Origin of the sequence: Streptomyces sp. NBC_00076, from assembly GCF_045041235.1 — a bacterium.
Classification (GTDB): domain Bacteria; phylum Actinomycetota; class Actinomycetes; order Streptomycetales; family Streptomycetaceae; genus Streptomyces.
Genome location: NZ_CP108242.1, coordinates 5,359,476 through 5,380,751, shown reverse-complemented (window position 1 = coordinate 5,380,751; position 21,276 = coordinate 5,359,476). Strand labels below are relative to the sequence as shown.

Annotated in this window: 21 protein-coding genes; 14 read left to right on the top strand and 7 right to left on the bottom strand. The window is 69.3% G+C overall.

The annotated features are described in order from the left end of the window. Positions 1-53 precede the first annotated feature (53 nt). Positions 54-989, top strand: coding sequence for a Bro-N domain-containing protein (locus tag OHA64_RS24435; protein ID WP_405616482.1), 936 nt, complete (start codon positions 54-56; stop codon positions 987-989). 92 nt (positions 990-1,081) lie between these two features. Here OHA64_RS24435 and OHA64_RS24430 read toward each other — a convergent pair whose 3' ends face one another. Next, a complete protein-coding gene (locus OHA64_RS24430) occupies positions 1,082-2,053 on the bottom strand; it encodes a pirin family protein (RefSeq protein ID WP_405616480.1) in 972 nt (323 codons plus the stop codon). Between the two features lie 178 nt (positions 2,054-2,231). Beyond that, the gene (locus OHA64_RS24425; RefSeq protein ID WP_405616478.1) at positions 2,232-3,806 is read right to left on the bottom strand and encodes an MFS transporter; all 1,575 of its coding nucleotides are present in this window, start codon (positions 3,804-3,806) and stop codon (positions 2,232-2,234) included. 129 nt (positions 3,807-3,935) lie between these two features. Between OHA64_RS24425 and OHA64_RS24420 the strand changes: the two genes are divergently transcribed. Continuing rightward, positions 3,936-4,688, top strand: a complete 753-nt coding sequence (locus tag OHA64_RS24420) for a TetR/AcrR family transcriptional regulator (protein WP_405616476.1) — start codon at positions 3,936-3,938, stop codon at positions 4,686-4,688. A 46-nt stretch (positions 4,689-4,734) separates the two neighbouring features. On the opposite strand, the gene OHA64_RS24415 is transcribed toward OHA64_RS24420, so the two are convergent. After that, positions 4,735-5,205, bottom strand: coding sequence for an SseB family protein (locus tag OHA64_RS24415; RefSeq protein ID WP_362432871.1), 471 nt, complete (start codon positions 5,203-5,205; stop codon positions 4,735-4,737). A 154-nt stretch (positions 5,206-5,359) separates the two neighbouring features. Here OHA64_RS24415 and OHA64_RS24410 point away from each other — a divergent pair, with 154 nt between their 5' ends. The 5 genes from OHA64_RS24410 to OHA64_RS24390 all read left to right on the top strand — a co-directional run bounded on the left by OHA64_RS24410 (position 5,360) and on the right by OHA64_RS24390 (position 10,406). Then, the gene (locus OHA64_RS24410; protein ID WP_405616473.1) at positions 5,360-7,201 is read left to right on the top strand and encodes an acyl-CoA dehydrogenase; all 1,842 of its coding nucleotides are present in this window, start codon (positions 5,360-5,362) and stop codon (positions 7,199-7,201) included. 139 nt (positions 7,202-7,340) lie between these two features. Beyond that, positions 7,341-8,666 (top strand): M18 family aminopeptidase, encoded by a 1,326-nt coding sequence (locus OHA64_RS24405; protein WP_405616471.1) that lies wholly within the window; start codon positions 7,341-7,343, stop codon positions 8,664-8,666. Between the two features lie 99 nt (positions 8,667-8,765). Continuing rightward, a complete protein-coding gene (locus OHA64_RS24400; RefSeq protein ID WP_405616469.1) occupies positions 8,766-9,011 on the top strand; it encodes a DUF6458 family protein in 246 nt (81 codons plus the stop codon). Positions 9,012-9,425: 414 nt separating this feature from the next. Continuing rightward, positions 9,426-10,139, top strand: a complete 714-nt coding sequence (locus tag OHA64_RS24395; protein ID WP_405624079.1) for a glycosyltransferase — start codon at positions 9,426-9,428, stop codon at positions 10,137-10,139. Between the two features lie 102 nt (positions 10,140-10,241). Beyond that, entirely contained in the window at positions 10,242-10,406 is a 165-nt protein-coding gene (locus OHA64_RS24390) for a hypothetical protein (RefSeq protein WP_362432862.1), read from the top strand. Between the two features lie 104 nt (positions 10,407-10,510). Here the strand turns inward: OHA64_RS24390 and OHA64_RS24385 are convergent, their stop codons facing one another. Next, positions 10,511-10,897, bottom strand: a complete 387-nt coding sequence (locus OHA64_RS24385) for a cupin domain-containing protein (RefSeq protein WP_405616467.1) — start codon at positions 10,895-10,897, stop codon at positions 10,511-10,513. A 51-nt stretch (positions 10,898-10,948) separates the two neighbouring features. Here OHA64_RS24385 and OHA64_RS24380 point away from each other — a divergent pair, with 51 nt between their 5' ends. Beyond that, on the top strand, positions 10,949-11,953 hold the full coding sequence (locus OHA64_RS24380; protein WP_405616465.1) for a GlxA family transcriptional regulator: 1,005 nt from the start codon (positions 10,949-10,951) through the stop codon (positions 11,951-11,953). Next, a complete protein-coding gene (locus OHA64_RS24375; RefSeq protein WP_405616463.1) occupies positions 11,950-12,447 on the top strand; it encodes an LURP-one-related/scramblase family protein in 498 nt (165 codons plus the stop codon). Before OHA64_RS24380 ends, OHA64_RS24375 begins: the two co-directional genes overlap by 4 nt. A 138-nt stretch (positions 12,448-12,585) precedes the next feature. Here the strand turns inward: OHA64_RS24375 and OHA64_RS24370 are convergent, their stop codons facing one another. Continuing rightward, on the bottom strand, positions 12,586-13,359 hold the full coding sequence (locus OHA64_RS24370; RefSeq protein ID WP_405616461.1) for a carbon-nitrogen family hydrolase: 774 nt from the start codon (positions 13,357-13,359) through the stop codon (positions 12,586-12,588). 181 nt (positions 13,360-13,540) lie between these two features. On the opposite strand from OHA64_RS24370, the gene OHA64_RS24365 reads away from it, so the two are divergent. Continuing rightward, a complete protein-coding gene (locus OHA64_RS24365; protein ID WP_405616459.1) occupies positions 13,541-14,365 on the top strand; it encodes a maleylpyruvate isomerase family mycothiol-dependent enzyme in 825 nt (274 codons plus the stop codon). Positions 14,366-14,589: 224 nt separating this feature from the next. On the opposite strand, the gene OHA64_RS24360 is transcribed toward OHA64_RS24365, so the two are convergent. Both OHA64_RS24360 and OHA64_RS24355 read right to left on the bottom strand, forming a co-directional pair. Beyond that, positions 14,590-15,900, bottom strand: coding sequence for a nitrate/nitrite transporter (locus tag OHA64_RS24360; RefSeq protein WP_405616457.1), 1,311 nt, complete (start codon positions 15,898-15,900; stop codon positions 14,590-14,592). Continuing rightward, positions 15,897-16,547: a GntR family transcriptional regulator gene (locus OHA64_RS24355; protein ID WP_405616455.1), complete on the bottom strand. Its 651-nt coding sequence runs from the start codon at positions 16,545-16,547 to the stop codon at positions 15,897-15,899. The genes OHA64_RS24360 and OHA64_RS24355 overlap by 4 nt, the downstream gene beginning before the upstream one ends. Positions 16,548-16,783: 236 nt before the next feature. Between OHA64_RS24355 and OHA64_RS24350 the strand changes: the two genes are divergently transcribed. From OHA64_RS24350 to OHA64_RS24335, 4 genes are all read left to right on the top strand, one after another. Continuing rightward, complete coding sequence (locus OHA64_RS24350) at positions 16,784-17,695, top strand: D-alanyl-D-alanine carboxypeptidase family protein (RefSeq protein ID WP_405624078.1); 912 nt, start codon at positions 16,784-16,786, stop codon at positions 17,693-17,695. Between the two features lie 130 nt (positions 17,696-17,825). Then, positions 17,826-18,479 (top strand): class I SAM-dependent methyltransferase, encoded by a 654-nt coding sequence (locus OHA64_RS24345; RefSeq protein WP_405616453.1) that lies wholly within the window; start codon positions 17,826-17,828, stop codon positions 18,477-18,479. Positions 18,480-18,520: 41 nt separating this feature from the next. Continuing rightward, positions 18,521-20,083: a PQQ-binding-like beta-propeller repeat protein gene (locus OHA64_RS24340; protein ID WP_405616451.1), complete on the top strand. Its 1,563-nt coding sequence runs from the start codon at positions 18,521-18,523 to the stop codon at positions 20,081-20,083. A gap of 141 nt (positions 20,084-20,224) precedes the next feature. Continuing rightward, on the top strand, positions 20,225-21,184 hold the full coding sequence (locus OHA64_RS24335; protein ID WP_405616449.1) for a Bro-N domain-containing protein: 960 nt from the start codon (positions 20,225-20,227) through the stop codon (positions 21,182-21,184). The last annotated feature ends 92 nt before the right edge of the window (positions 21,185-21,276 follow it).

The following is a 21,276-nucleotide window of genomic DNA, read 5'->3' as shown; positions in this document are numbered from 1 at the left end:
AAACCCGAGTTGCACAGACCGATGCCTACGTTCCGGAGCGGAGGTGATGCTCGATGAACGAGCAGAACAACACGCCGCCGGACTGGTCGGCGGAACAGCAGCGGGACGCGATCGACATCAACGACTTCGTGTTCGCGGCCACGGGGGCGCGGGTGCGGAGGATGACGTTGCCGGATGGGACGCACTGGTTCCCGGCGGTGGACGTGGCCACTGAACTCGGCTACGCGAACACCCGGGACGCACTGCGTCACGGCGTCGCGCAAGAACACACAGCATCCCTGGACGATCTTGCACGAACCGTCGACAGGATCGACGGTTCGAGCAAGATTGCAGGTCACGGGCTCAAGAAACACATGAAGTTGGTCAACCTTCGCGGACTCATCCAGCTTGTCAACGGCTGCACGAAGCCGGAGTCGCAGCCCTTCAAGGCGTGGGTCTCCCACGTCATCACCACCGTCCAGCGCGAAGGCTCCTACTCTCTGGAACCGGCCCCCGCACCGCCCCCCGCCAGCGGTGGCACCGCCTACCTGATGCCCCAGCAGGTCGCCGACGCCATCATGCGACTCGAAGAGCGCAACCTGGCGGCGGACGAGATGTTGGCGGCCGCCGCCGGGGAGCGCAATGAACTGCTCAGGCAGATCAGCCGCAACCAGGACAGAATCGCCGAGGCGCTGCAGAACCTCGCTCAGTCTCTGCACCGGCCAACCGAACGCACCGGCCCCCCGGAACCGAGGTTGACCGCCCAACAACTCCTCGCCGCCTGGAAGGCGAAGAACCTCGTCATCACCGACGACGTCCACTCGGTCGCGGCCTGCCTCGCCCCGGCGCTGGTGCAGGGCGAGACCAGTCCTCGCATCGAGGAGATCGCCAACCGTACGGGCCTGCCCCATGACCGCGTCCACGACTGCCTGCGGATGCTGCTGAAGCGGGGGTGCATGCGACAGGTGGGATGCAGCCCGAAGGGAGCGCCGATCTACGTGCTCCCGTAATCGCGTAACGCCAACGAACTGAGACAGGCCCGAAGCCGCAAACCAAAGTTGCGGCTTCGGGCCTGTTCGTAGCCTACTGAACTACGCGAGTCCTACAGGCCGCCTTCCGACATCCCGTGCACCGCCGGGATCGTCCCCAGGCGGCCCTTCTGGAAGTCGTCGAACGCCTGCTGGAGCTCGTCCTTGGTGTTCATGACGAACGGGCCGTAGTGGGCCATCGGCTCACGGATCGGCCGGCCGCCCAGGAGGACGACCTCGAGGTCCGGCGTGTGGGAGTCCTGCTGCTCGTCCGCGCGGACGGTCAGCGAGGAGCCCGCGCCGAAGACCGCGGTCTGCCCCAGGTGGATCGGACGCCGCTCCGCGCCCACCGCGCCCTTGCCCGCGAGCACGTACGCCAGACCGTTGAAGTCCTCGCGCCACGGCAGGGTCAGCTCCGCACCCGGCGCCAGCGTCGCGTGGACCATCGTGATCGGGGTGTGGGTGATGCCGGGGCCGTCGTGACCGTCCAGCTCGCCCGCGATGACGCGCAGGAGCGCGCCGCCGTCGGCAGTGGTGAGCAACTGGACGTTGCCGCCGCGGATGTCCTGGTAGCGCGGCGCCATCATCTTGTCCTTGGCCGGCAGGTTCACCCACAGCTGGAGCCCGTGGAAGAGACCGCCGGACATGACCAGGGACTCCGGCGGGGCCTCGATGTGCAGCAGGCCCGAGCCGGCCGTCATCCACTGGGTGTCGCCGTTGGTGATGGTGCCGCCGCCACCCTGGCTGTCCTGGTGGTCGAAGATGCCGTCGATGATGTAGGTGACGGTCTCGAAGCCGCGGTGCGGATGCCACGGGGTGCCCTTCGGCTCCCCGGGCGCGTAGTCGACCTCGCCCATCTGGTCCATCATGATGAACGGGTCCAGGTGACGGTAATTGATCCCGGCGAACGCTCGGCGCACCGGGAAGCCCTCGCCCTCAAATCCGCTGGGCGCGGTCGTCACGGTGAGTACGGGACGGGCCACGGCGTCCGCGGGTGCGGCGACTCGCGGCAGCGCCAGCGGGTTCTCGACGGTCACTGCAGGCATGTCGGTACCTCCTTGTGCTCCGAGTTTAGTTGAGCATTGAACTTTCTGCCACCCCTAACCGACACAGCGCGGCAGGCATTCCCGCTGGGGGCTACAGGAGGGGGTGGCGGACGCGAACAACGCCAGGAGGCCGGTGCCCCGCGCGGGGCACCGGCCTCCTACGACCACTCAACCAGGCTCAGGCGACCAACTCCGCCCCCTTGGCCGACTCCGCCCCGGCCCCGGCCGGTTCCGCCTTGCTCGCGCCGGCCTTCTCGTCGCCAGTCTCGTCGTCCCCATCGAGCTCGTCGCCCCCGCCGGTCCTGTCGTCGCGCATCACCAGCGTCGCGACCACGGCAGCGACCAGGACGCCGATCGCGCTGACCATGAAGGTCGTCGACATCGAGGCGGTGAACGCCTCCCGGGCCGCCCGGACCAGGCCGGTGTCGCCGTTCGCGACCGTCAGCGCCCCGGCGATCGAGTGCTTCGCCTCGTCCGGCGCGTCCGCCGGCATCCGGGACGTGAAGCCGCTCGACAGCAGCGATCCGAGGATCGCGATACCGAGGGCCGTGCCGGCCTGCTGGATGGTGTCGTTCAAGGCCGAGCCGACACCCGCCTTGTCCTCGGGGATGGTGCTCATCAGCGCCCCCACCGCGGCCGGCATCGCCAGACCGGCGCCGAGGCCGAGCAGCCCGAGGGCGAGGGCCGGGACCGTGAAGCCGGAGTCGGCGTCCACCGTGGTCATCAGGACGAAGCAGACGACCATGGCCAGCATCCCGGCGAGGATCACGTACCGGTTGCCGTACTTGGCGGCCAGCTTGACGCCCACCCCGTTGCCGACCAGCGCCGCGACCGCCAGGGGCAGGAAGGCCAGACCGGCCTCGATCGCCGAGTAGCCGAGCACGAACTGCAGGTACTGGGTGAGGACGAGCAGCAGACCGCCGTTGCCGATCTGGACGAGGGCCAGGGACAGCGAACCGCCGCTGAAGTTGCGGTGTTTGAAGAGGACCAGCGGGACCATCGGGGCCTTGCTGACGTTCTCCCAGATCACGAATCCGACCAGGGACACGACCGCCACCGCCGGCGTGAGGCCCGAGCGGCCGCCGAGGACGCCGTGCTCCGGGAGTTCGATGATCCACCACACCAGCGCGGTCATCCCGGCGGCGGACAGGAGCGCGCCCAGCGGGTCCGCCTTCTGCCAGGGCGCCTTCGACTCCGGCATGAGCGTCACACCGGCGAGCAGGGCCAGGGCGACGACGGGCACGTTGATGAGGAAGATCGCCTGCCAGGAGAAGTGCTCGATCAGGACGCCGCCCAGGACCGGACTGCCCACCAGCCCCAGCATCGACACCGAACCCCAGGCCGCCATCGCCCTGCCGCGCTCGTCCTCGTCGAAGACGGTGATGAGGATGGACAGCGTGGAGGGCATGATCAGCGCGCCGCCGACCCCCATCGCGACGCGTACGGCGATCACCTCGCCGGGGCTGCCGCAGAAGGACGCCGCCAAGGAGGCCGCCCCGAACAGCAGCAGGCCGATCAGCATCACCTTCCGCCGGCCGAAGCGGTCGCCCAGGCTGCCGGAGGTGAGCAGGAGGCCCGCGAAGACCAGGATGTAGGAGTCGAGGATCCACTGGGTGTCCTGGGCACTCGCCCCGAGGTCCTCGGTCATCGCGGGCACCGCGACGGTCAGCGCCATGCTGTCGATCACCAGGACCAGCGAGCTCATGCAGAGCACGACGAGGATCCACCAACGACGTGGGTTGCGGGCTTCCATAGCGGTTTCCTTCCAACCTCTTGCGGACACCGTTCCTTCGATGCGAACACTGTACGCATAGCAGAACAGCGTTCGCAAGCATCCATCGCTGTACGCTTGACGCGAACGACGTACGCACCGAGGAGTGCCGTGACAGCCAAGGCGACGCAGAACCCGATCCCGTCCGTGTGGGTCCGCCCCCAGCCCAGGTCCGACCAGCCGGCTCTCAGCCGAACGACGATCGTCCGCGAGGCGATCGCCATGCTGGACGCCGAGGGCATCGAGGCGCTGAGCATGCGCAAGCTGGGCGCCCGCCTGAACGCCGGCGCGGCCTCGCTCTACCGGCACGTGGCCACCAAGGACGAGCTGCTGGAACTCGCCGTGGACGAGGTCGCCGCCGAGCTCCACGTACCGTCCGCCGACGACCGGGACGACTGGCGGGCCGCCGTCACCGAGGCCGCCCGGTCGTTCCGCAGGGCGGCGCTACGGCACCCCTGGCTGCCCCCGGTCCTCGGCCAGGTGGGCCTCGTCTATCTGGGCCCCCACATGACGTCGTTCGCCGAGCGGCTGGCAGGCCTGTTCACGGAGGCCGGGCTGCCCGAGCCGTCCGGGGCGATGGACACGGTTCTGTCGTACGTCATCGGCATGAGCACCACCGAGGCGGCCTGGCTGAGCACGGTGGCCCGCTCCGGCGAGACCGAGGCGGACTTCGTGGCCCGGCTGCTGCCCGCCACCCAGGAGGCCACCGCCGGCCCCGCACACCCCGCCGGCCCCCAGGAGGACCTCGCCACCGCGGCCACCGACCCGGCGGCGCTGCGGGAGGGGAAGTTCGCCTACGGCCTGGAGGTCGTACTGGACGGGCTGGCGCTACGACTGCCGCGCCGGCCGGGGAAGTCGGGCTAGGCGTTCAGCCGGGCTGGGCGTTCAGCCGGGCCGGCCGTACGCCGACCTAGCCGTACATCCGGCGCATGGCGAACTCGACCATCTGCTCCACGGCCTTCGCGTCGAACACCATCCGGTGCTCGCCCTCCATGTCGAGGACGAAGCCGTACCCGGTCGGGAGCAGGTCGATCACCTCGGAGCCGGTGATCACGAAGTACTTGGACTCCTTGCCCGCGTACCGGCGCAGCTCCTTGAGCGAGGTGAACATCGGGATCACCGGCTGCTGGGTGTTGTGCAGGGCGAGGAAGCCGGGGTTGTCGCCGCGCGGGCAGTAGACCTTCGAGGTCGCGAAGACCTGCTGGAAGTCCTCCGCGGTCACCTGGCCGGTGGTGAACGCACGCACCGCGTCGGCGAGCGAGGGCGGGGACGGCTCCGGGTACAGCGGCGACTGCTGCCCGTAGCCGCCCGCGCCGGACATGGGCTGCTGCGGCGGGGCGTACTGCTGCTGAGCGCCGACGTTCTGGTCGTAGCCGTACATGCGCGCAAGCGTACCGACTAGACCCTTCTCACACTTGTCCGCGTAGGGGTTGCTTCTTATTACCGACGGGTAGCATCATCGGGAGCTACTGATTGGTACGTGAACTAGGTTGCGAGGAGTATGCGCCTCGCCGATCCCTTACGGAGCCGTCGCCATGGGGCACTACAAGTCGAATCTCCGCGACATCGAGTTCAACCTCTTCGAGGTGCTCGGGCGCGACAAGCTGTACGGGACCGGTCCGTTCGCGGAGATGGACACGGACACCGCGAAGAGCATCCTCGAGGAGCTGACCCGCCTCTCGGAGAACGAGCTGGCGGAGTCCTTCACCGACGCCGACCGCAACCCGCCGGTGTTCGACCCGGAGACCAACACCGCGCCCGTACCGGCGTCCTTCAAGAAGAGCTACCAGGCCTTCATGGACTCCGAGTACTGGCGCCTCGGCCTGCCCGAGGAGATCGGCGGCACGACCGCGCCCCGCTCCCTGATCTGGGCCTACGCGGAGCTGGTCCTCGGCGCCAACCCGGCCGTGTGGATGTACTCCTCCGGCCCCGCCTTCGCGGGCGTCCTCTTCGAGGAGGGCAACGACGTACAGAAGAAGATCGCGCAGATCGCCGTCGACAGGCAGTGGGGTTCGACGATGGTCCTCACCGAGCCCGACGCGGGCTCCGACGTGGGGGCCGGCCGCACCAAGGCGGTCCAGCAGGAGGACGGCTCCTGGCACATCGAGGGCGTGAAGCGGTTCATCACGTCCGGTGAGCACGACATGTCGGAGAACATCCTCCACTACGTGCTGGCCAGGCCGGAGGGTGCCGGGCCCGGTACCAAGGGGCTCTCCCTCTTCCTCGTGCCCAAGTACCTCTTCGACTTCGAGACCGGCGAGCTGGGCGAGCGCAACGGCGCCTACGCCACCAATGTCGAGCACAAGATGGGCCTGAAGGCCTCCAACACCTGCGAGATGACCTTCGGCGACCGGCACCCCGCCAAGGGCTGGCTGATCGGCGACAAGCACGACGGCATCCGCCAGATGTTCCGGATCATCGAGTTCGCCCGGATGATGGTCGGCACGAAGGCGATCTCCACGCTGTCGACGGGCTACCTGAACGCGCTGGAGTACGCCAAGGAGCGCGTCCAGGGCCCCGACCTGGCGAACTTCATGGACAAGGCCGCGCCCAAGGTCACCATCACGCACCACCCGGACGTGCGCCGCTCGCTGATGACGCAGAAGGCGTACGCGGAGGGCATGCGCGCCCTGGTGATGTACACCGCGGCCGTCCAGGACGAGATCCAGGTCAAGGAGACGAACGGCGAGGACGCCTCCACCGAACACGCCCTCAACGACCTGCTCCTGCCGATCGTGAAGGGCTACGGCTCCGAGAAGGCCTACGAGCTGCTCGCCCAGTCCCTGCAGACCTTCGGCGGCTCCGGCTTCCTGCAGGAGTACCCGATCGAGCAGTACATCCGGGACGCCAAGATCGACACCCTGTACGAGGGCACCACCGCGATCCAGGGCCAGGACTTCTTCTTCCGGAAGATCGTCCGCAACCAGGGCGCGGCCCTGAACTCCCTCGCCGAGGACATCAAGAAGTTCCTGGCGCTGGGCACCGGTGGCGAGGAGCTCTCCGCGGCCCGCGAGCACCTCGCCAAGGCCGCCGTGGAGCTGGAGGCCATCGTCGGTCTGATGCTGACCGACCTCGCGGCCACCGAGCAGGACGTCAAGAACATCTACAAGGTGGGCCTGAACAGCACCCGCCTGCTGCTGGCCTCCGGTGACGTGGTCGTCGGCTACCTGCTCCTCAAGGGCGCCGCGATCGCCGCCGAGAAGCTGGAGACGGCCTCCACGAAGGCCGTCTCCGCCAAGGACGTGGCCTTCTACACCGGCAAGATCGCGGCGGCGAAGTTCTTCGCGGCCAACGTCCTGCCGGGCGTGACCCTGGCCCGCAAGATCGCCGAGGGTGTCGAGCTGGACCTGATGGAGCTGGACGAGGCCGCGTTCTGAGCTCCGTGGCCTTCCGGCCCCGCAGGTCCCTTCCGCCCTTCCGGTCCTTCTGATCCCTCCGATTCCTTCGATCAGCCCCCGCGAAGGCCCGCTCCCCAGACCCGGGGAGCGGGCCTTCGCCCGTCGTTAAGGTGAACCCATGAGCGAACCCTCCCGCTTCGACCGCGGACTCACCGATGACCTGATGTCCTTCCTCGCGGCGAGCCCGTCGCCCTACCACGCGGTGACCAACGCCGCCGCGCGGCTGGAGAAGGCCGGCTTCCGGCAGGTCTCGGAGACGGACGCCTGGGACGGGACCAGCGGCGGCAAGTACGTACTGCGCGGCGGGGCGATCGTGGCCTGGTACGTCCCCGAGGACGCCGCCGCGCACACACCGTTCCGGATCGTCGGCGCGCACACCGACTCCCCCAACCTGCGGGTCAAGCCGCGTCCTGACTTCGGGGCGCAGGGCTGGCGGCAGGTGGCCGTGGAGATCTACGGCGGGCCGCTGCTGAACACATGGCTCGACCGCGACCTGGGGCTGGCGGGACGGCTGACCCTGCGGGACGGTTCGACGCGCCTGGTGAACGTCGACCGGCCGCTGCTGCGGGTGCCCCAACTCGCCATCCACCTGGACCGTTCCGTGTCGGCCGAGGGCCTCAAGCTGGACAAGCAGCGGCATCTGCAGCCCATCTGGGGGCTGGGCGGCGACGTGCGCGACGGTGACCTGATCGCCTTCCTGGAGGAGGAGAGCGGGATCGGCGCGGGCGAGGTGACCGGCTGGGACCTGATGGTCCACTCCGTGGAGCCGCCGGCCTACCTGGGCCGCGACAACGAACTGGTCGCCGGACCGCGCATGGACAACCTCCTGTCGGTGCACGCCGGGGTGACCGCGCTGGCCGCGCTGGCCGGGGGCTCCGGCAGCGAACCGGCATCCGCGCGGCAGGGCGACGGCCCGTACATCCCGGTGCTGGCCGCCTTCGACCACGAGGAGACCGGCTCGCAGTCGGACACGGGCGCGGACGGGCCGCTGCTCGGCGGTGTGCTGGAGCGGTCGGTGTTCGCGCGCGGAGGGTCGTACGAGGACCGGGCGAGAGCCTTCGCGGGCACCGTCTGCCTGTCCTCGGACACCGGCCACGCGGTGCACCCCAACTACGCGGAACGCCACGACCCGACGCACCACCCGCGCGTCAACCGCGGCCCGATCCTCAAGGTCAACGTCAACAACCGCTACGCCACGGACGGTTCGGGCCGTGCGGTCTTCGCCGCCGCCTGCGAGAAGGCCGGCGTGCCCTTCCAGTCCTTCGTGTCCAACAACTCCATGCCCTGCGGCACCACGATCGGCCCGATCACCGCGGCCCGGCACGGCATCCACACCGTCGACATCGGTGTCGCCATCCTGTCCATGCACAGCGCCCGCGAGTTGTGCGGTGCGGACGACCCGTATCTGCTGGCGAACGCGCTGGTGGCGTTCCTGGAGGGATAGGGCCCGTTGCGGAAAGGCTCGGCGCTGCATGGGGGTTGACAACCGGGGTACCCGCAGCCACGGACCGGAACGACCGGACCGGACAGGGAGGCAACAGCCATGGGCCTCGGCGGATGCATCATCCTCATCGCCGTGGGAGCCATCCTCACGTTCGCGACCGACTGGGACATGCAGGGGGTAAACCTCGACCTGGTCGGCATCATCCTCATGATCGTGGGTCTGATCGGCGTCTCGACGTTCAGCAGCATCGCCCGGCGCAGGCGGGGCGTTCCCCCGCCCACGACCACGGTCGTCGAGGAGCGGCACCACACCCGCGACGGATACAGCGACGGCTACGGCGTCTGACAGAGCGGCAGACGGACGGCCGGAACACCGGATTCCGGGCACAAGCAGTTCCGGGCACGAGCGTTACAGGCACAAGCAGTTACCGGCACGAGCCTTGCAGGCGCGTGCATTTCGGGCACAAGCACTGGAGCGGCACAGGACCCCCGGCACGGTATACACAGGGCAAGCACTGACAACCTTGAGCATTCCGTGACCTGGGGTGTCTTGTGTGGTTGTGTGATTGTCGTGAAGACTCTGGGTCCTGAAGCCCGGAGGTGTACGCGGCACCGGGCCCTACCGCTGCACCTGGGGGGGGGCCACGTGCTCGACCTCGCTTCCCCTGCGGCGACCACCCCGGCCCGCGATCCGTACCGACGCAACCACGGTCGGCACGCCGCCCGCCGGGCCCATGCCGCCCCCGACGCACCCGGCCCCGTGCCGCGGCTCGCGGCGCTGATCCCGGCCCACAACGAGCAGGACCGCATCGCCGCCGCCATCCAGGGCCTGTGGGAGCAGACCCGGAGCCCGGACCTCATCGTGGTCGTCGCCGACAACTGCACCGACGACACCGCCGTGATCGCCGAGGCGTACGGCACGCAGGCACAGGTCCTCACCGGCACCGGCACCATGTTCCGCGCGCGGGTGCTGCGCGAGGTGCGCACCGCCCGCCGCGACGGCGTGATCAGCGGCGGCTCGAGCTACTACAGCCTCGCCTCGCTCACCGAGGACGACGAGATGACCAAGGCGGTCAAGACCCTCGGCTTCCGCACCATGTCGCCGGCCGGCTGCGCGGTCACCCCCGAGGTCATGCCCACCCTGGGCAAGCTGTGGCACCAGCGCCTGCGCTGGCAGCGCGGCGCCCTGGAGAACCTGCGCGACTACGGCTGGACCCGGGTCACCGCCCGCTACTTCGCCCAGCAGTTCCTGATGGGCTTCGGCGCGCTGTCCTTCCTCGTCTACCTGACCTTCGTGGCCACGTACACGACCCTGTACGGCTGGCCCGGCTTCTCGCCGTTCTGGACCGCGATCGGCCTGATCTTCATGGTCGAGAAGATCGTCTCCGTACGCCGCGCCGGCCCCCGGGCCATCCTGGTCGCGGCGCTGATGGTCCCGGAGATGCTCTACGACCTGTTCCAACACGCCGTCTAATTCTCCTCGCTGTGGGGCCTGCTGCGCCGCAGCGAGGAGAAGTGGGTGGCCACCTGAACCACCCCCCACGCCTCACCGCACAACCCTCCGAGGAGAACGACCATGTACGGAAGAGTGATCGGCGCCGGAACCACCGGCGCGGGCGGCGCCACCCTGGCCGCCACGGGCATGTGGCTCAACAGCATGGCGCTGATGGTCACCGCCACCACACTCGTGGCCGCGGGCGTGGCCCTGTACAAGCTGGCGCCGCGCCCGCGCCGGCGCTGACCGCGAGGCCAGGAGGCGCCCGGCCCTTCCGCGGGGAGGAGCCGGGCTCCGTGACGCGTCGGGCTCCGTAACGCGTCGGGCTCCGTGGCGTGTCTGGGTGACGGTCAGACCAGCGCGTGGCCCGTCGTCGCGTCCACGTGCTCCGGTACCTCGTCGTGACGGTCGCCGACCGTGAGGGTGCCGGTGGGTTCGAGGAGGAGAATCGCGGTCGGTCCGGGGGCGTACGGCTTGTGTTCGGTGCCGCGGGGGACGGTGAAGACCGAGCCCTTGGGCAGGACGACGGTGCGTTCGCCCGTCGTCTCCCGCAGCGCGATGTGCAGTTCGCCGTCCAGGACCAGGAAGAACTCGTCGGTGTGGTCGTGGACGTGCCACACGTGCTCGCCCTCGACCTTCGCGACGCGTACGTCGTAGTCGTTGACGGTGGTGACGATGCGGGGGCTCCACCGCTCGGTGAAGGAGGCCAGGGCGTCGGAGAGCGAGATGGGTTCCATGGGCCCATCGTGCGGGTGCCCGGGGTGCCGTACGAGTGCTAGAAATCGCATATGCCGCAAGGATTCTCGCAGCCCGTGCGTCCGCACCGGGTCGCCGTGATCGTCGACGAGGGCACGAACCCGTTCGAGGTGGGCGTGGCCACCGAGCTGTTCGGGCTGCCGAGGCCGGAACTCGGCCTGCCACGGCCGCCGTACGAGGTGACGCTCTGCACGCCGACGCCCGAGGTGCGGATGAACCACGGGTTCTTCACCCTCACCGGAGTGCCCGGGCTGGACGCGGCGGACGACGCCGACACCCTCGTGGTGCCCGGCCGTCCGGACAACGTCGTCCCGCGCGGGGCCGCCGTGCTCGATGCCATCCGCCGCACACACGCCCGCGGAGCCCGCGTCCTGAGCTTCTGCACCGGCACTTTCGCGCTCGCCGAGGCCGGGGTCCTGGACGGACGCCGGGCGACCACCCACTGGCGGTGGGCGGAGACCTTCCGGCGTCTGCATCCGAAGGTCCTGCTGGAACCGGACGTGCTGTTCGTCGACGAGGGTGACCTGCTGACGGCGGCGGGCAGCGCGGCGGCGCTGGATCTGGGGCTGTACATCTGGCGCCGCGACCACGGCGCCGAGATCGCCAACGCCGTGTCCCGGCGGCTCGTCTTCGCCGCCCACCGGGACGGCGGACAGCGGCAGTTCGTGGAGCGTCCGGTGCCGGACGTGCCCGACGAGTCGCTCGGTCCGCTGCTGGCGTGGGCCCAGGAGCGGCTGGGGGAGCCGCTGACGGTGGCCGGCCTCGCGGCACGAGCGGCGGTGTCTCCGGCGACACTGCACCGGCGTTTCCGCGCCCAGCTCGGGACGACCCCGCTGGCGTGGCTGACGGGGGAGAGGGTGGCGCTGGCGTGCCGGCTGATCGAGCGCGGGGAGGAGCGGCTCGACGTGGTGGCCACGAGGAGCGGGCTGGGGACGGCCGCGAACCTCCGGGCACGCGTGCGGAGCGAGACCGGGCTCAGCCCATCGGCCTACCGGCGGCGTTTCGGACCTGCCGCCGGGGAAGCGGTGACGGTATGAGATTCCTCGTACGCGACCGGCTCCTCGGCATCGGTGACGACTACTGGATCGAGGACGACCACGGCAACAAGGTGTTCCTCGTCGACGGCAAGGCCATGCGCCTCAGGGACACCTTCGAGCTGAAGGACACCCAGGGGCGGGTCCTCATCGACATCCATAAGAAGGTGTTCGCCCTCAGGGACACGATGGTGATCGAACGGGACGGCGAACCGCTCGCCCGCATCAAACGCAAGCGGCTGTCGCTGCTGCGCAACCACTACCGGGTGGCCCTGGCGGACGGCAGCACGGAACTCGACGTCAGCGGCAAGATCCTGGACCGCGAGTTCGCCGTCGAGTACGACGGTGAGCTGCTCGCCGTGGTCTCCCGGCGGTGGCTGCACGTGCGGGAGACGTACGGCGTGGACGTCGTACGGGAGGACGCGGACCCGGCACTGCTGATCGCGGTGGCGGTGTGCGTGATCCACCTGGCGGAGAAGGAGCGGGAGGAGGACTGAACCGGGAGGGCAGGAGATCCGGGGCGGTCCGGGTCAGTCCGGGGTGGGCTGAGTCAGTCAGGAGCAGTCCGGGTCAGTCCGGGGTGGGCCGGGAGGAGCCGAGGGGATCCGGGCGGTCCGACGGGGGCCGGGGAAGAGCTAGAGAACCCGGTCCTTCAGGGCGGGGAACTGCTCTCGGGTCGTCGCGACCTTCCCGGGGTCGAAATCGACGGTGAGGATCTCCTCGTCCGCGCCCGCCTCCGCCAGGACCTCGCCCCAGGGATCGACCACGATCGAGTGACCTGCCTGCGGAACTCCCGCATGCGTCCCGGCCGTTCCACACGCGAGCACGAACGCCTGGTTCTCCACCGCCCGCGCCTGGGCCAGCAGCGTCCAGTGCCCCCGGCGGCGCTCCGGCCAGCCCGCCGGAACGACCAGGGTCTCGGCGCCGGCGTCGACGAGACCGCGGAAGAGTTCGGGGAAACGGAGGTCGTAGCAGGTGGCCACACCGACGACCGTCTCGGGCAGCCGGACCGTCACCAGTTCCCGGCCCGCGCCCATCAGCACGGCCTCGCCCTTGTCGAAGCCGAAGCGGTGGATCTTGCGGTAGGCGGCGGCCAGGTCGCCGGAGGGTGAGAAGACGAGGGAGGTGTTGTAGAGGGAGCCGTCAGGGTCCCGTTCGGGAATCGATCCCGCGTGCAGCCACACACCCGCGTCGCTCGCCGCCTTGGCCATCGCCTCGTACGTCGGCCCCTCGAGGGACTCGGCCTCGCGCCCGAACTCCTCGTATGCGAAGGCTCCGGTGGTCCACAGCTCCGGCAGTACGACGAGGTCCGCACCGGCCTGGTCCCGGACCGACGCGGCCACACGCCGTCGACGGGATTCCACCGATTCGCCCTCGTCCACGGCGATCTGGATCAGAGAGGCGCGCACACTACCACCGTCCTGGCATTCGAGCTGTCCATACGGGCCTACGATCGTCACACGAAAGCACTGCCGGGGTGCCTCTTAGCAGCGTAACTTAGCGTTCCAAGACGCCCGCCGACAGCCACCTCCCGCAGGCAACGCCGCCGCCACAACCACCCGAGTACCGACCGCCGAGGGGTCCCGTTCCGTGAGTCTGCATCCCACTCTCCAGCCCTACGCCGACGCCTGGACCCACTCCATCGATGCGATATCCGAGCTGGTGCAGCCCCTCGTGGAGGGAGAGTGGAACCGGCGCACACCGTGCCCCGGATGGTCGGTCCGTGACGTGGTCTCACATGTCATCGGCCTGGACTGCGAGATGCTCGGCGACCCGCGCCCCATCCACACGCTGCCGCGCGACCTGTTCCACGTCACCAACGACCACCAGCGCTACATGGAGATGCAGGTCGACGTCCGCCGCCACCACACGGCGCCCGAGATGACCTCCGAGCTGGAGTACGTGATCATCCGCCGCAACCGCCAGCTGCGCAACGAGTCACGCGATCCCGGCACCAAGGTGCGCGGCCCCCTCAGCACGGAACACACGCTCGAAGCATCCATGCAGGCACACGCGTTCGCCGTGTGGGTGCACGAACAGGATCTGCGCACCGCCCTCGGCCGCCCCGGCAACCTCGACTCCCCCGGTGCGCACGTCGCCCGTGACGTGCTGCTCGACGCGCTTCCCGAGGTCGTCGCGGTCAAGGCCGACGCCCCGCGCAGCTCGGCGATCGTCTTCGACGTGCACGGCCCCATCGAGTTCCTGCGCACGATCCGCGTCGACATCCAGGGCCGCGGCACCCTCGAATCCACCCCCGCCCTCGGCCCCGCCGCCACCCTCACCCTCGACTGGGAGACTTACGTACGCCTGGCCTGCGGACGCGTGACCCCGGAACAGGTGAAGGACCGCCTGAAGACGGAGGGGGATCCCACGCTCACCGGGGCGATCCTGCGGAACTTCGCGGTGACTCCGTAGTTCCGCGTAGTTCCGCGTAGTTCCGCATGGTTTCGGAAGGTCGGACCGCCGGGGCCGCACGGGTGGGCCCGGTGAGCGCGGCCGGCGCTCAGGGGCGCGGGGGCACTGATGGGCGCCGTAGGCACGGGTGGGCGGCGCGGGCACGGGTGGGCGGGGCGGATGGCGGGGATGGCGCCCCCGCGGTGCCGGGCCGCGAGACCCACGTGTGCCCGGCACGGGGTGTCTCAGGCGGGGACGTGCACCGTCTCCACCCGGCTCGCGACCAGCCGTTCACGCTCCCTGCGTGCCGCCCGCTTGCGCAACCGCAGGATCTGGCTGACGCCGACCGCCTGCAGGACGAACACCACGGAGAACGCGACGCGGTAGTCGTCCCCGGTCGCGTCCAAGAGGACCCCGATCGCGAACAGCGTCGTCATCGAGGCGACGAAGCCGCCCATGTTCGTGATCCCGGACGCGGTGCCCTGCCGCTCCGGCGGATTCGCCGGCCGCGCGAAGTCGAACCCGAGCATCGACGCGGGCCCGCACGCCCCCAGCACCGTGCACAGCACCACCAGCAGCCACATCGGCGCCCGCTCACCGGGATACGTCAGCGTGACCGCCCACATCAACGCCGTCGCCCCCACGGTGCCCAGCGCCAGGGGCAGCCGCGCCTCGTGATGCCGGGCGACGACCTGCCCGTACACCAGCCCGATCACCATGTTCGACAGGACGACCAGCGTCAGCAGCTCGCCGGCCGTGGCCCGGGACAGCCCCTGCGCCTCGACCAGGAACGGCAGTCCCCACAGCAGCAGGAACACCATGGCCGGGAACTGGGTCGTGAAGTGCACCCACAGCCCGAGCCGGGTCCCCGGCTCCCGCCAGGACGCGGCGATCTGCCGCCGGACGTACGCCGCGCCATGGTGCGGGAACGGCTCCGGTTCGTGCCCCTGAGGGTGGTCCTTGAGGAACAGCAGCACCAGCACCAGCACGACGGCACCCGCGAGCGCGCTGCCCGCGAAGGCCGCCGTCCAGCCGATGCCGTGCAGCAGCCGGGCCAGGACGAGGGTGGAGACCAAGTTGCCCGCCATGCCGATCAGCCCGGCGAACTGCGCGACCATCGGTCCGCGCCGGGCCGGGAACCAGCGGCTGCCGAGACGCAGTACGGCGATGAAGGTCATCGCGTCCCCGCAGCCCAGCAGCCCACGTGAGGCGAGGGCCATCCCGTACGACGGTGAGAAGGCGAACCCGAGCTGTCCGGCCGTGAAGAGAACCGCCCCCAGACTCAGCACCTTCTTCGTGCCGAGCCGGTCGACCAGCAGGCCTACGGGTATCTGCATGCCCGCGTAGACGAGGAGTTGGAGGATGGAGAAGGTCGACAGCGCGGAGGCACCCACGTGGAAGCGGTCGGCCGCGTCGAGGCCGGCCACCCCCAGGGACGTACGGAAGATGACGGCGACGAAGTAGACGGAGACGCCGACGCCCCACACCGCCATCGCGCGCCGCCCGCCCGGCGGATCTCCCGGCAGCGAGACCGAGGAGGCCGAGGAGGCGCTCATCGGACCTCACCCCGCGCGAGGTGCGAGAACCAGCCGACGTGCCGGTGGACGATGCCGACCGCGGCCTCCGCGTCGCCGGAACGCAGCGCTTCGAGGATCTCCTCGTGCTCGACGAGGCTCTTGGCGATCCGGTCGGGGTTGGAGTGCATGAGAGCGACACCCATCCGCAACTGACGGTCGCGGAGCTGGTCGTAGAGCCGGGAGAGGATCTCGTTGCCGCCGCTGCGGACGATCTCGGCGTGGAAGCAGCGGTCGGTGACGGCGGCCGCGGCCAGATCGCCGGCGGCGGCCTGCTCCTTCTGCTGCGCCAGCAGTGCCTCCAGCCGCTCGATGAGCCCGGCGGGGGCCGGTACGGCCTTGCGCGCCGCGTGCTCCTCGACCAGGAGCCGAGTCTCGACCACGTCCGCGATCTCCTGGGCGGAGACGGGCAGGACGAGCGCTCCCTTTTTCGGGTAGAGCTTGATGAGTCCCTCGACCTCGAGCCGAAGCAGCGCCTCACGCACCGGCGTTCGGGAGACGCCGACGGCCTCCGCGAGCTCGCCCTCGGTGAGGAGAACGCCGCCTTCGTAACGGCGGTCCAGGACGCCCTGCTTGACGTGGGCGTAGACGCGATCGGCGGCGGGAGGTTGCTTCACGGCCAGGCTCATGCCGACATCATAGATACAACAGGTACCCATGATGGAGACCCGGTCCGGCATACGGGACGGTAGCTATGCCACGCACACGGAAGGGGGATCTTCCGGCAAAGAACCCCACCCCGGTCCAGCAACCGCACAACCTTCTGTGCTAGTTACGTGTCACACACCTGCGGCCCCATTTTCTTGGCACCACATCAACCGGCCGCATCTCAGGGGCATTCGAGACAATCGGGGTATCTCAGTTGATAATCGGCATCAAGGACGGCTTCAAGGTTGCCCGCTTCCGCCGAGCCGCGGCCGTCACCGTGACCGCCGGCGCCGTCCTGGCGACCGGAGCCCTCACCGCGGCGCCCGCGCAGGCCGTCACCGCGCCCACGATCGTCGCCAAGGGCGGCTACGTGATGAACAACGCGAACGGCGCGGGGCTGTACAGCAAAGCCGCGACCACCAAGCGCTCCACCGGCTCCACGACGAAGATCATGACCGCCAAGGTCGTGCTCGCGCAGTCGAACCTGAACCTGGACGCCAAGGTCACCATCCAGAAGGCGTACAGCGACTACATCGTGTCGAAGGGCGCCTCGTCGGCGCGTCTGATCGTCGGTGACAAGGTCACCGTTCGTCAGCTGCTGTACGGGCTGATGCTGCCGTCCGGCTGCGACGCCGCGTACGCGCTGGCCGACAAGTTCGGCTCGGGCTCGACGCGCGCGGCGCGCGTGAAGTCGTTCATCGGCAAGATGAACGCCAGCGCCAAGAGCCTCGGCCTGACGAACACGCACTTCGATTCGTTCGACGGCATCGGCAACGGCGCGAACTACTCGACGCCGAAGGACCTGACGAAGCTCGCCAGCAGCGCGATGAAGAACTCCACGTTCCGTACGGTCGTGAAGACGAAGGCGTACACCGCGAAGACCATCACCAAGACGGGCAGCACCCGCACGATGGCCACGTGGAAGAACACGAACACACTGCTCAGCAACTACAGCGGCACGATCGGGGTGAAGACCGGCTCCGGTGACGAGGCCGGGTACTGCCTCGTCTTCGCCGCCACCCGCAACGGCAAGACGGTCTACGGCACCGTCCTGTCCTCCACCAGCGGGCCCCAGCGGGAGACGGACGCGAAGAAGCTCCTCAACTACGGCTTCGCCAAGCTCGGCTGACACCGGCTCAGGTATCACCGGAACGAAGGCCCCTCGCCGACGGCGGGGGGCCTTCACCATGTGGGCGTGATCCATGTGGGCGTGATCCATGTGGGCGTGATCCATGTGGGCATGGCGATTGGAGCGGGCGATGACCGAGGCCCCGTATCTCGCGGCGGTGCGGAAGTCCTACGACACCGTCGCCGACGCCTACACGGAACTGGTCAAGCGACCCGCGGACCTGGACCCGTTGTCCCGTGCGCTGCTGGCCGCGTTCGCGGAGACCGTGCGGTCGGCGGGGCTCGGGCCGGTCGCGGACCTCGGCTGCGGTCCCGGTCTCGTGACCGCGCACCTGACCGAACTGGGCGTGCCGGCGTTCGGCGTCGACCTGTCACCCAGAATGGTGGAACTGGCCCAACGCGCCCACCCCACCCTGACGTTCAGCGTCGGATCACTCACCGCTCTGGACATCGGGGACGGCACCCTCGGCGGTATCCTGGCCTACTACTCCACCCACCACACCCCACCCGAGCTCCTGCCCCGCGTCTACGCCGAGTTCCACCGCACCCTCGCCCCCGGCGGCCATCTGATGCTGGCCGGCCATGTGGGAGACGGCGATCGGCTGCGCCCGACGCAGGCCTACGGCGGCCATCCGGTGTCGTACGAGTCCCACCTCGTGCCGATGGACCACCTCGCCGAACTCCTCGGCTGCTCGGGACTGGTGGTCACCGCGCGGATGGTGCAGGAACCTGCCCACGGGGTGAAGAGGCACATCGCCACTCTGCTGGCCCACAAGCCCGTCTGACGCCTTTCCGACCGACGCCCGCACCTGAAGGAGAAGCCTCCATGTCGCAACCGCCCGTGCCTCCCGAGCCGTACGGCCAGCCGCAGCAGCAGTCCGGGCCGTACGGGCAGCCGTACCCGCAACAACCCGGGCCGTACGGGCAGCAGATACCGCAGGGTGCGGGGTACGGCGCGCAGAATCCGTACGCGCAGCCCTACCCGCAACCTCCCCTTCAGGCCCCGGTACAGACTGGCCCCGGTGGCCCGGGCGGCCCCGGCGTCAAGCGACGACGTCTCGTTGTCGTGCTCGGGTCCGTGGTCGCCGCCCTCCTCGTGATCGGCGTCGGCGCGGTCGCCCTGCTGAGCGGTGACCAGGGTTCCGAGCAGGCCGACGGCAAGACGAAGGGCACGCCCCGTTCGGCTTCCCCGAAGCCCACCGGCACCAAGGGCACGGAACTGTTCCAGGTGGCCGCGCCCAAGGAGGGCAAGGACGAGTACGTGCAGACACCCGGCGCCTGGGTCACCTCCCGCTACTTCGCGTCCGGCGAGAAGAACGCCGTCACGGGATACGACCTGGCGACCGGCAGACGCGCGTGGACCATCCCCCTGTCCGGCGGCCTGTGCGGAGCCTCCCGCGACATCACCGGCAGCGGGCTGGTCGCCGTCGTCTTCCACGCGACGAAGGACACGCACAACAGCCTGTGCTCCCGGTTCGCGGTGATCGACGTGAACAAGGGCGCCACGGTGTGGGAGAAGCCGATCGTGGACAGGAGCATCAGCCTCGGTCTCGGCCTGAACGTCGCGATCAGCGACTCGGTCGCGACGGCGGGCTGGCCCAGCGGATCGGCCGGGTTCACGACATCCAGCGGCGCCCCGCTCTGGGTCGCCCCGGCTCAGGGATGCGCCCAGGAGGAACACCTCGGCGGGCGGAAGCTGCTCACTCTCGCGTACTGCCAGACCTCCGCGGGTATGCGTTTCCGCGTCGGCGAACACGACCCGCGGACCGGAAAGGCGACCTGGACCTACCAGGTGCCGAAGGCCAGGGGCGCCTGGCTCGTCTCCAGCGAACCGCTCGTGCTCGGCCTGGTGCAGAGCGAGGACGGCCTCGACGCCGAGCAACTCGTGACCGTCTCCGACCAGGGAAAGGTGGAGTCCACCGTCGAACTCGGGGACGACTACGTCGCCGGCTGCGGTGAGACCGGCGCCTGCGCCGCCACCGTCGTCGCGGGCAACACCGCCTACATCGGCACCGACCCGCACAGCTACACCACGGGCAACAAGATCACCGCCTTCGACCTGCGCACCGGCAAGCCCCGGCGGTCCTTCGACGCCACCGACAAGTCGACCTGGGTCCCGCTGCGCGCCGACGGCAAGGCCCTCATCGCCCTCCAGATGGCCGAGCCCAGGACGCCCGCCCGCGTCCTGCGCCTGGACCCCGGCACCGGCCAGGCCACCAAGCTGCTGGAGATGCCCAATGAGCTGGCCGTCAACAGCATGCTGCACTCGATGATCAGCAAGGACGGCGAGGACCCGGCGCTGTACGAGGGCGGCCAACTCTTTCTGCATGACGCCGGCGGCTACCAAGCGGCCGTCAACCCGATGTCGCTGGCCTTCTCGAACCGGTGAAACCGTCCCGGTCGTCGTACACGCGCCGGTCGCGTCTCGCACCGGATTCGGTGATCCTTTCCCTCGCAATCGTGAACATCCCTGTATCGGCTGGCATATTCGATTTGCTCCGCTTTACGTTCCGCGGCGGAGGTGGTTCAGATGATCGAACCCAGCAAGCACCAGCCCGACCCTCGGGTACAGCGCGACGCGATCGACGTCAGCGACTTCGTCTACGCGGCCACGGGAGCCCGCGTCCGGAGGCTGACGATGCCGGGCGGGACCCACTGGTTTCCGGCGGTGGATGTCTGCAAGGAGTTGGGGCACAGCAACTCGAGGCAGGCACTCTCCGACCATGTCCCCGAGGGGCACCGAGACATTCTCGAGACCGTAACTGGAGCTTACGGTCTCAGCATTCCCGCAGGTAGGGAGTCGCGCCGAGACCTGAATCTCATCGATCTCCAGGGCCTGATCCTTCTCGTCAACGCCTGTACCAAGCCCACCTGCGCCCCCTTCAAGCAATGGGTCGCCGAGGTGATCGAGACGGTCCAGCGGGAGGGCTCCTACACCCTTGAGAAGGCCGAGGTGCAGTCCGCCGATCCGGGGGCTCCGATCGCGTACGCGATGCCGGAGCAGGTCGCGGAGGCCATCGTCCGGCTCGAGGCGCACAACCTTCAGGTCGACGAGGAGCTTGCGGGCGCTCAGCGCGAAGCGCTCACTGTGCAAAAGGAAATGCTGGAGATGCAGCGCGCGACGCTCGCCACGCAGCAGGCCATCGCCCAGGCCATGGAACGCATCGCGAACCGGCTCGACGTCATGACGCTCGACCGTCCGGCGCCCACCGCCGACTTCTCCGCGCATCCGACCACCGAGTCGGTGCTGGCCGAGTGGCGGCAACGGTTGTCCGTGACGTCGGACGTCTGGGCCGTCGCGGTGGTGATCGCCCCGGTTCTGGTCGAGCAGGGCGAGTTGTGTCAGCCGCTCGACTCGATCGCGGCCCGTACGGGGCTGTCGGTGCACCGTGTCAACGAATGCCTCCGTCTGCTGCGCAAGCACGCCTGCATCCACTCCCGGGGCGGAACGGACGACGGGGCGCCGGTCTACGTACTCAACCGATCCTGACGGACGTACTCGACGATCCTGACGGACTGAATGGCAAAAGGGCGGTCGCAACGGAAACTTGCGGCCGCCCTTTCGACAGGTCAACGAATCCC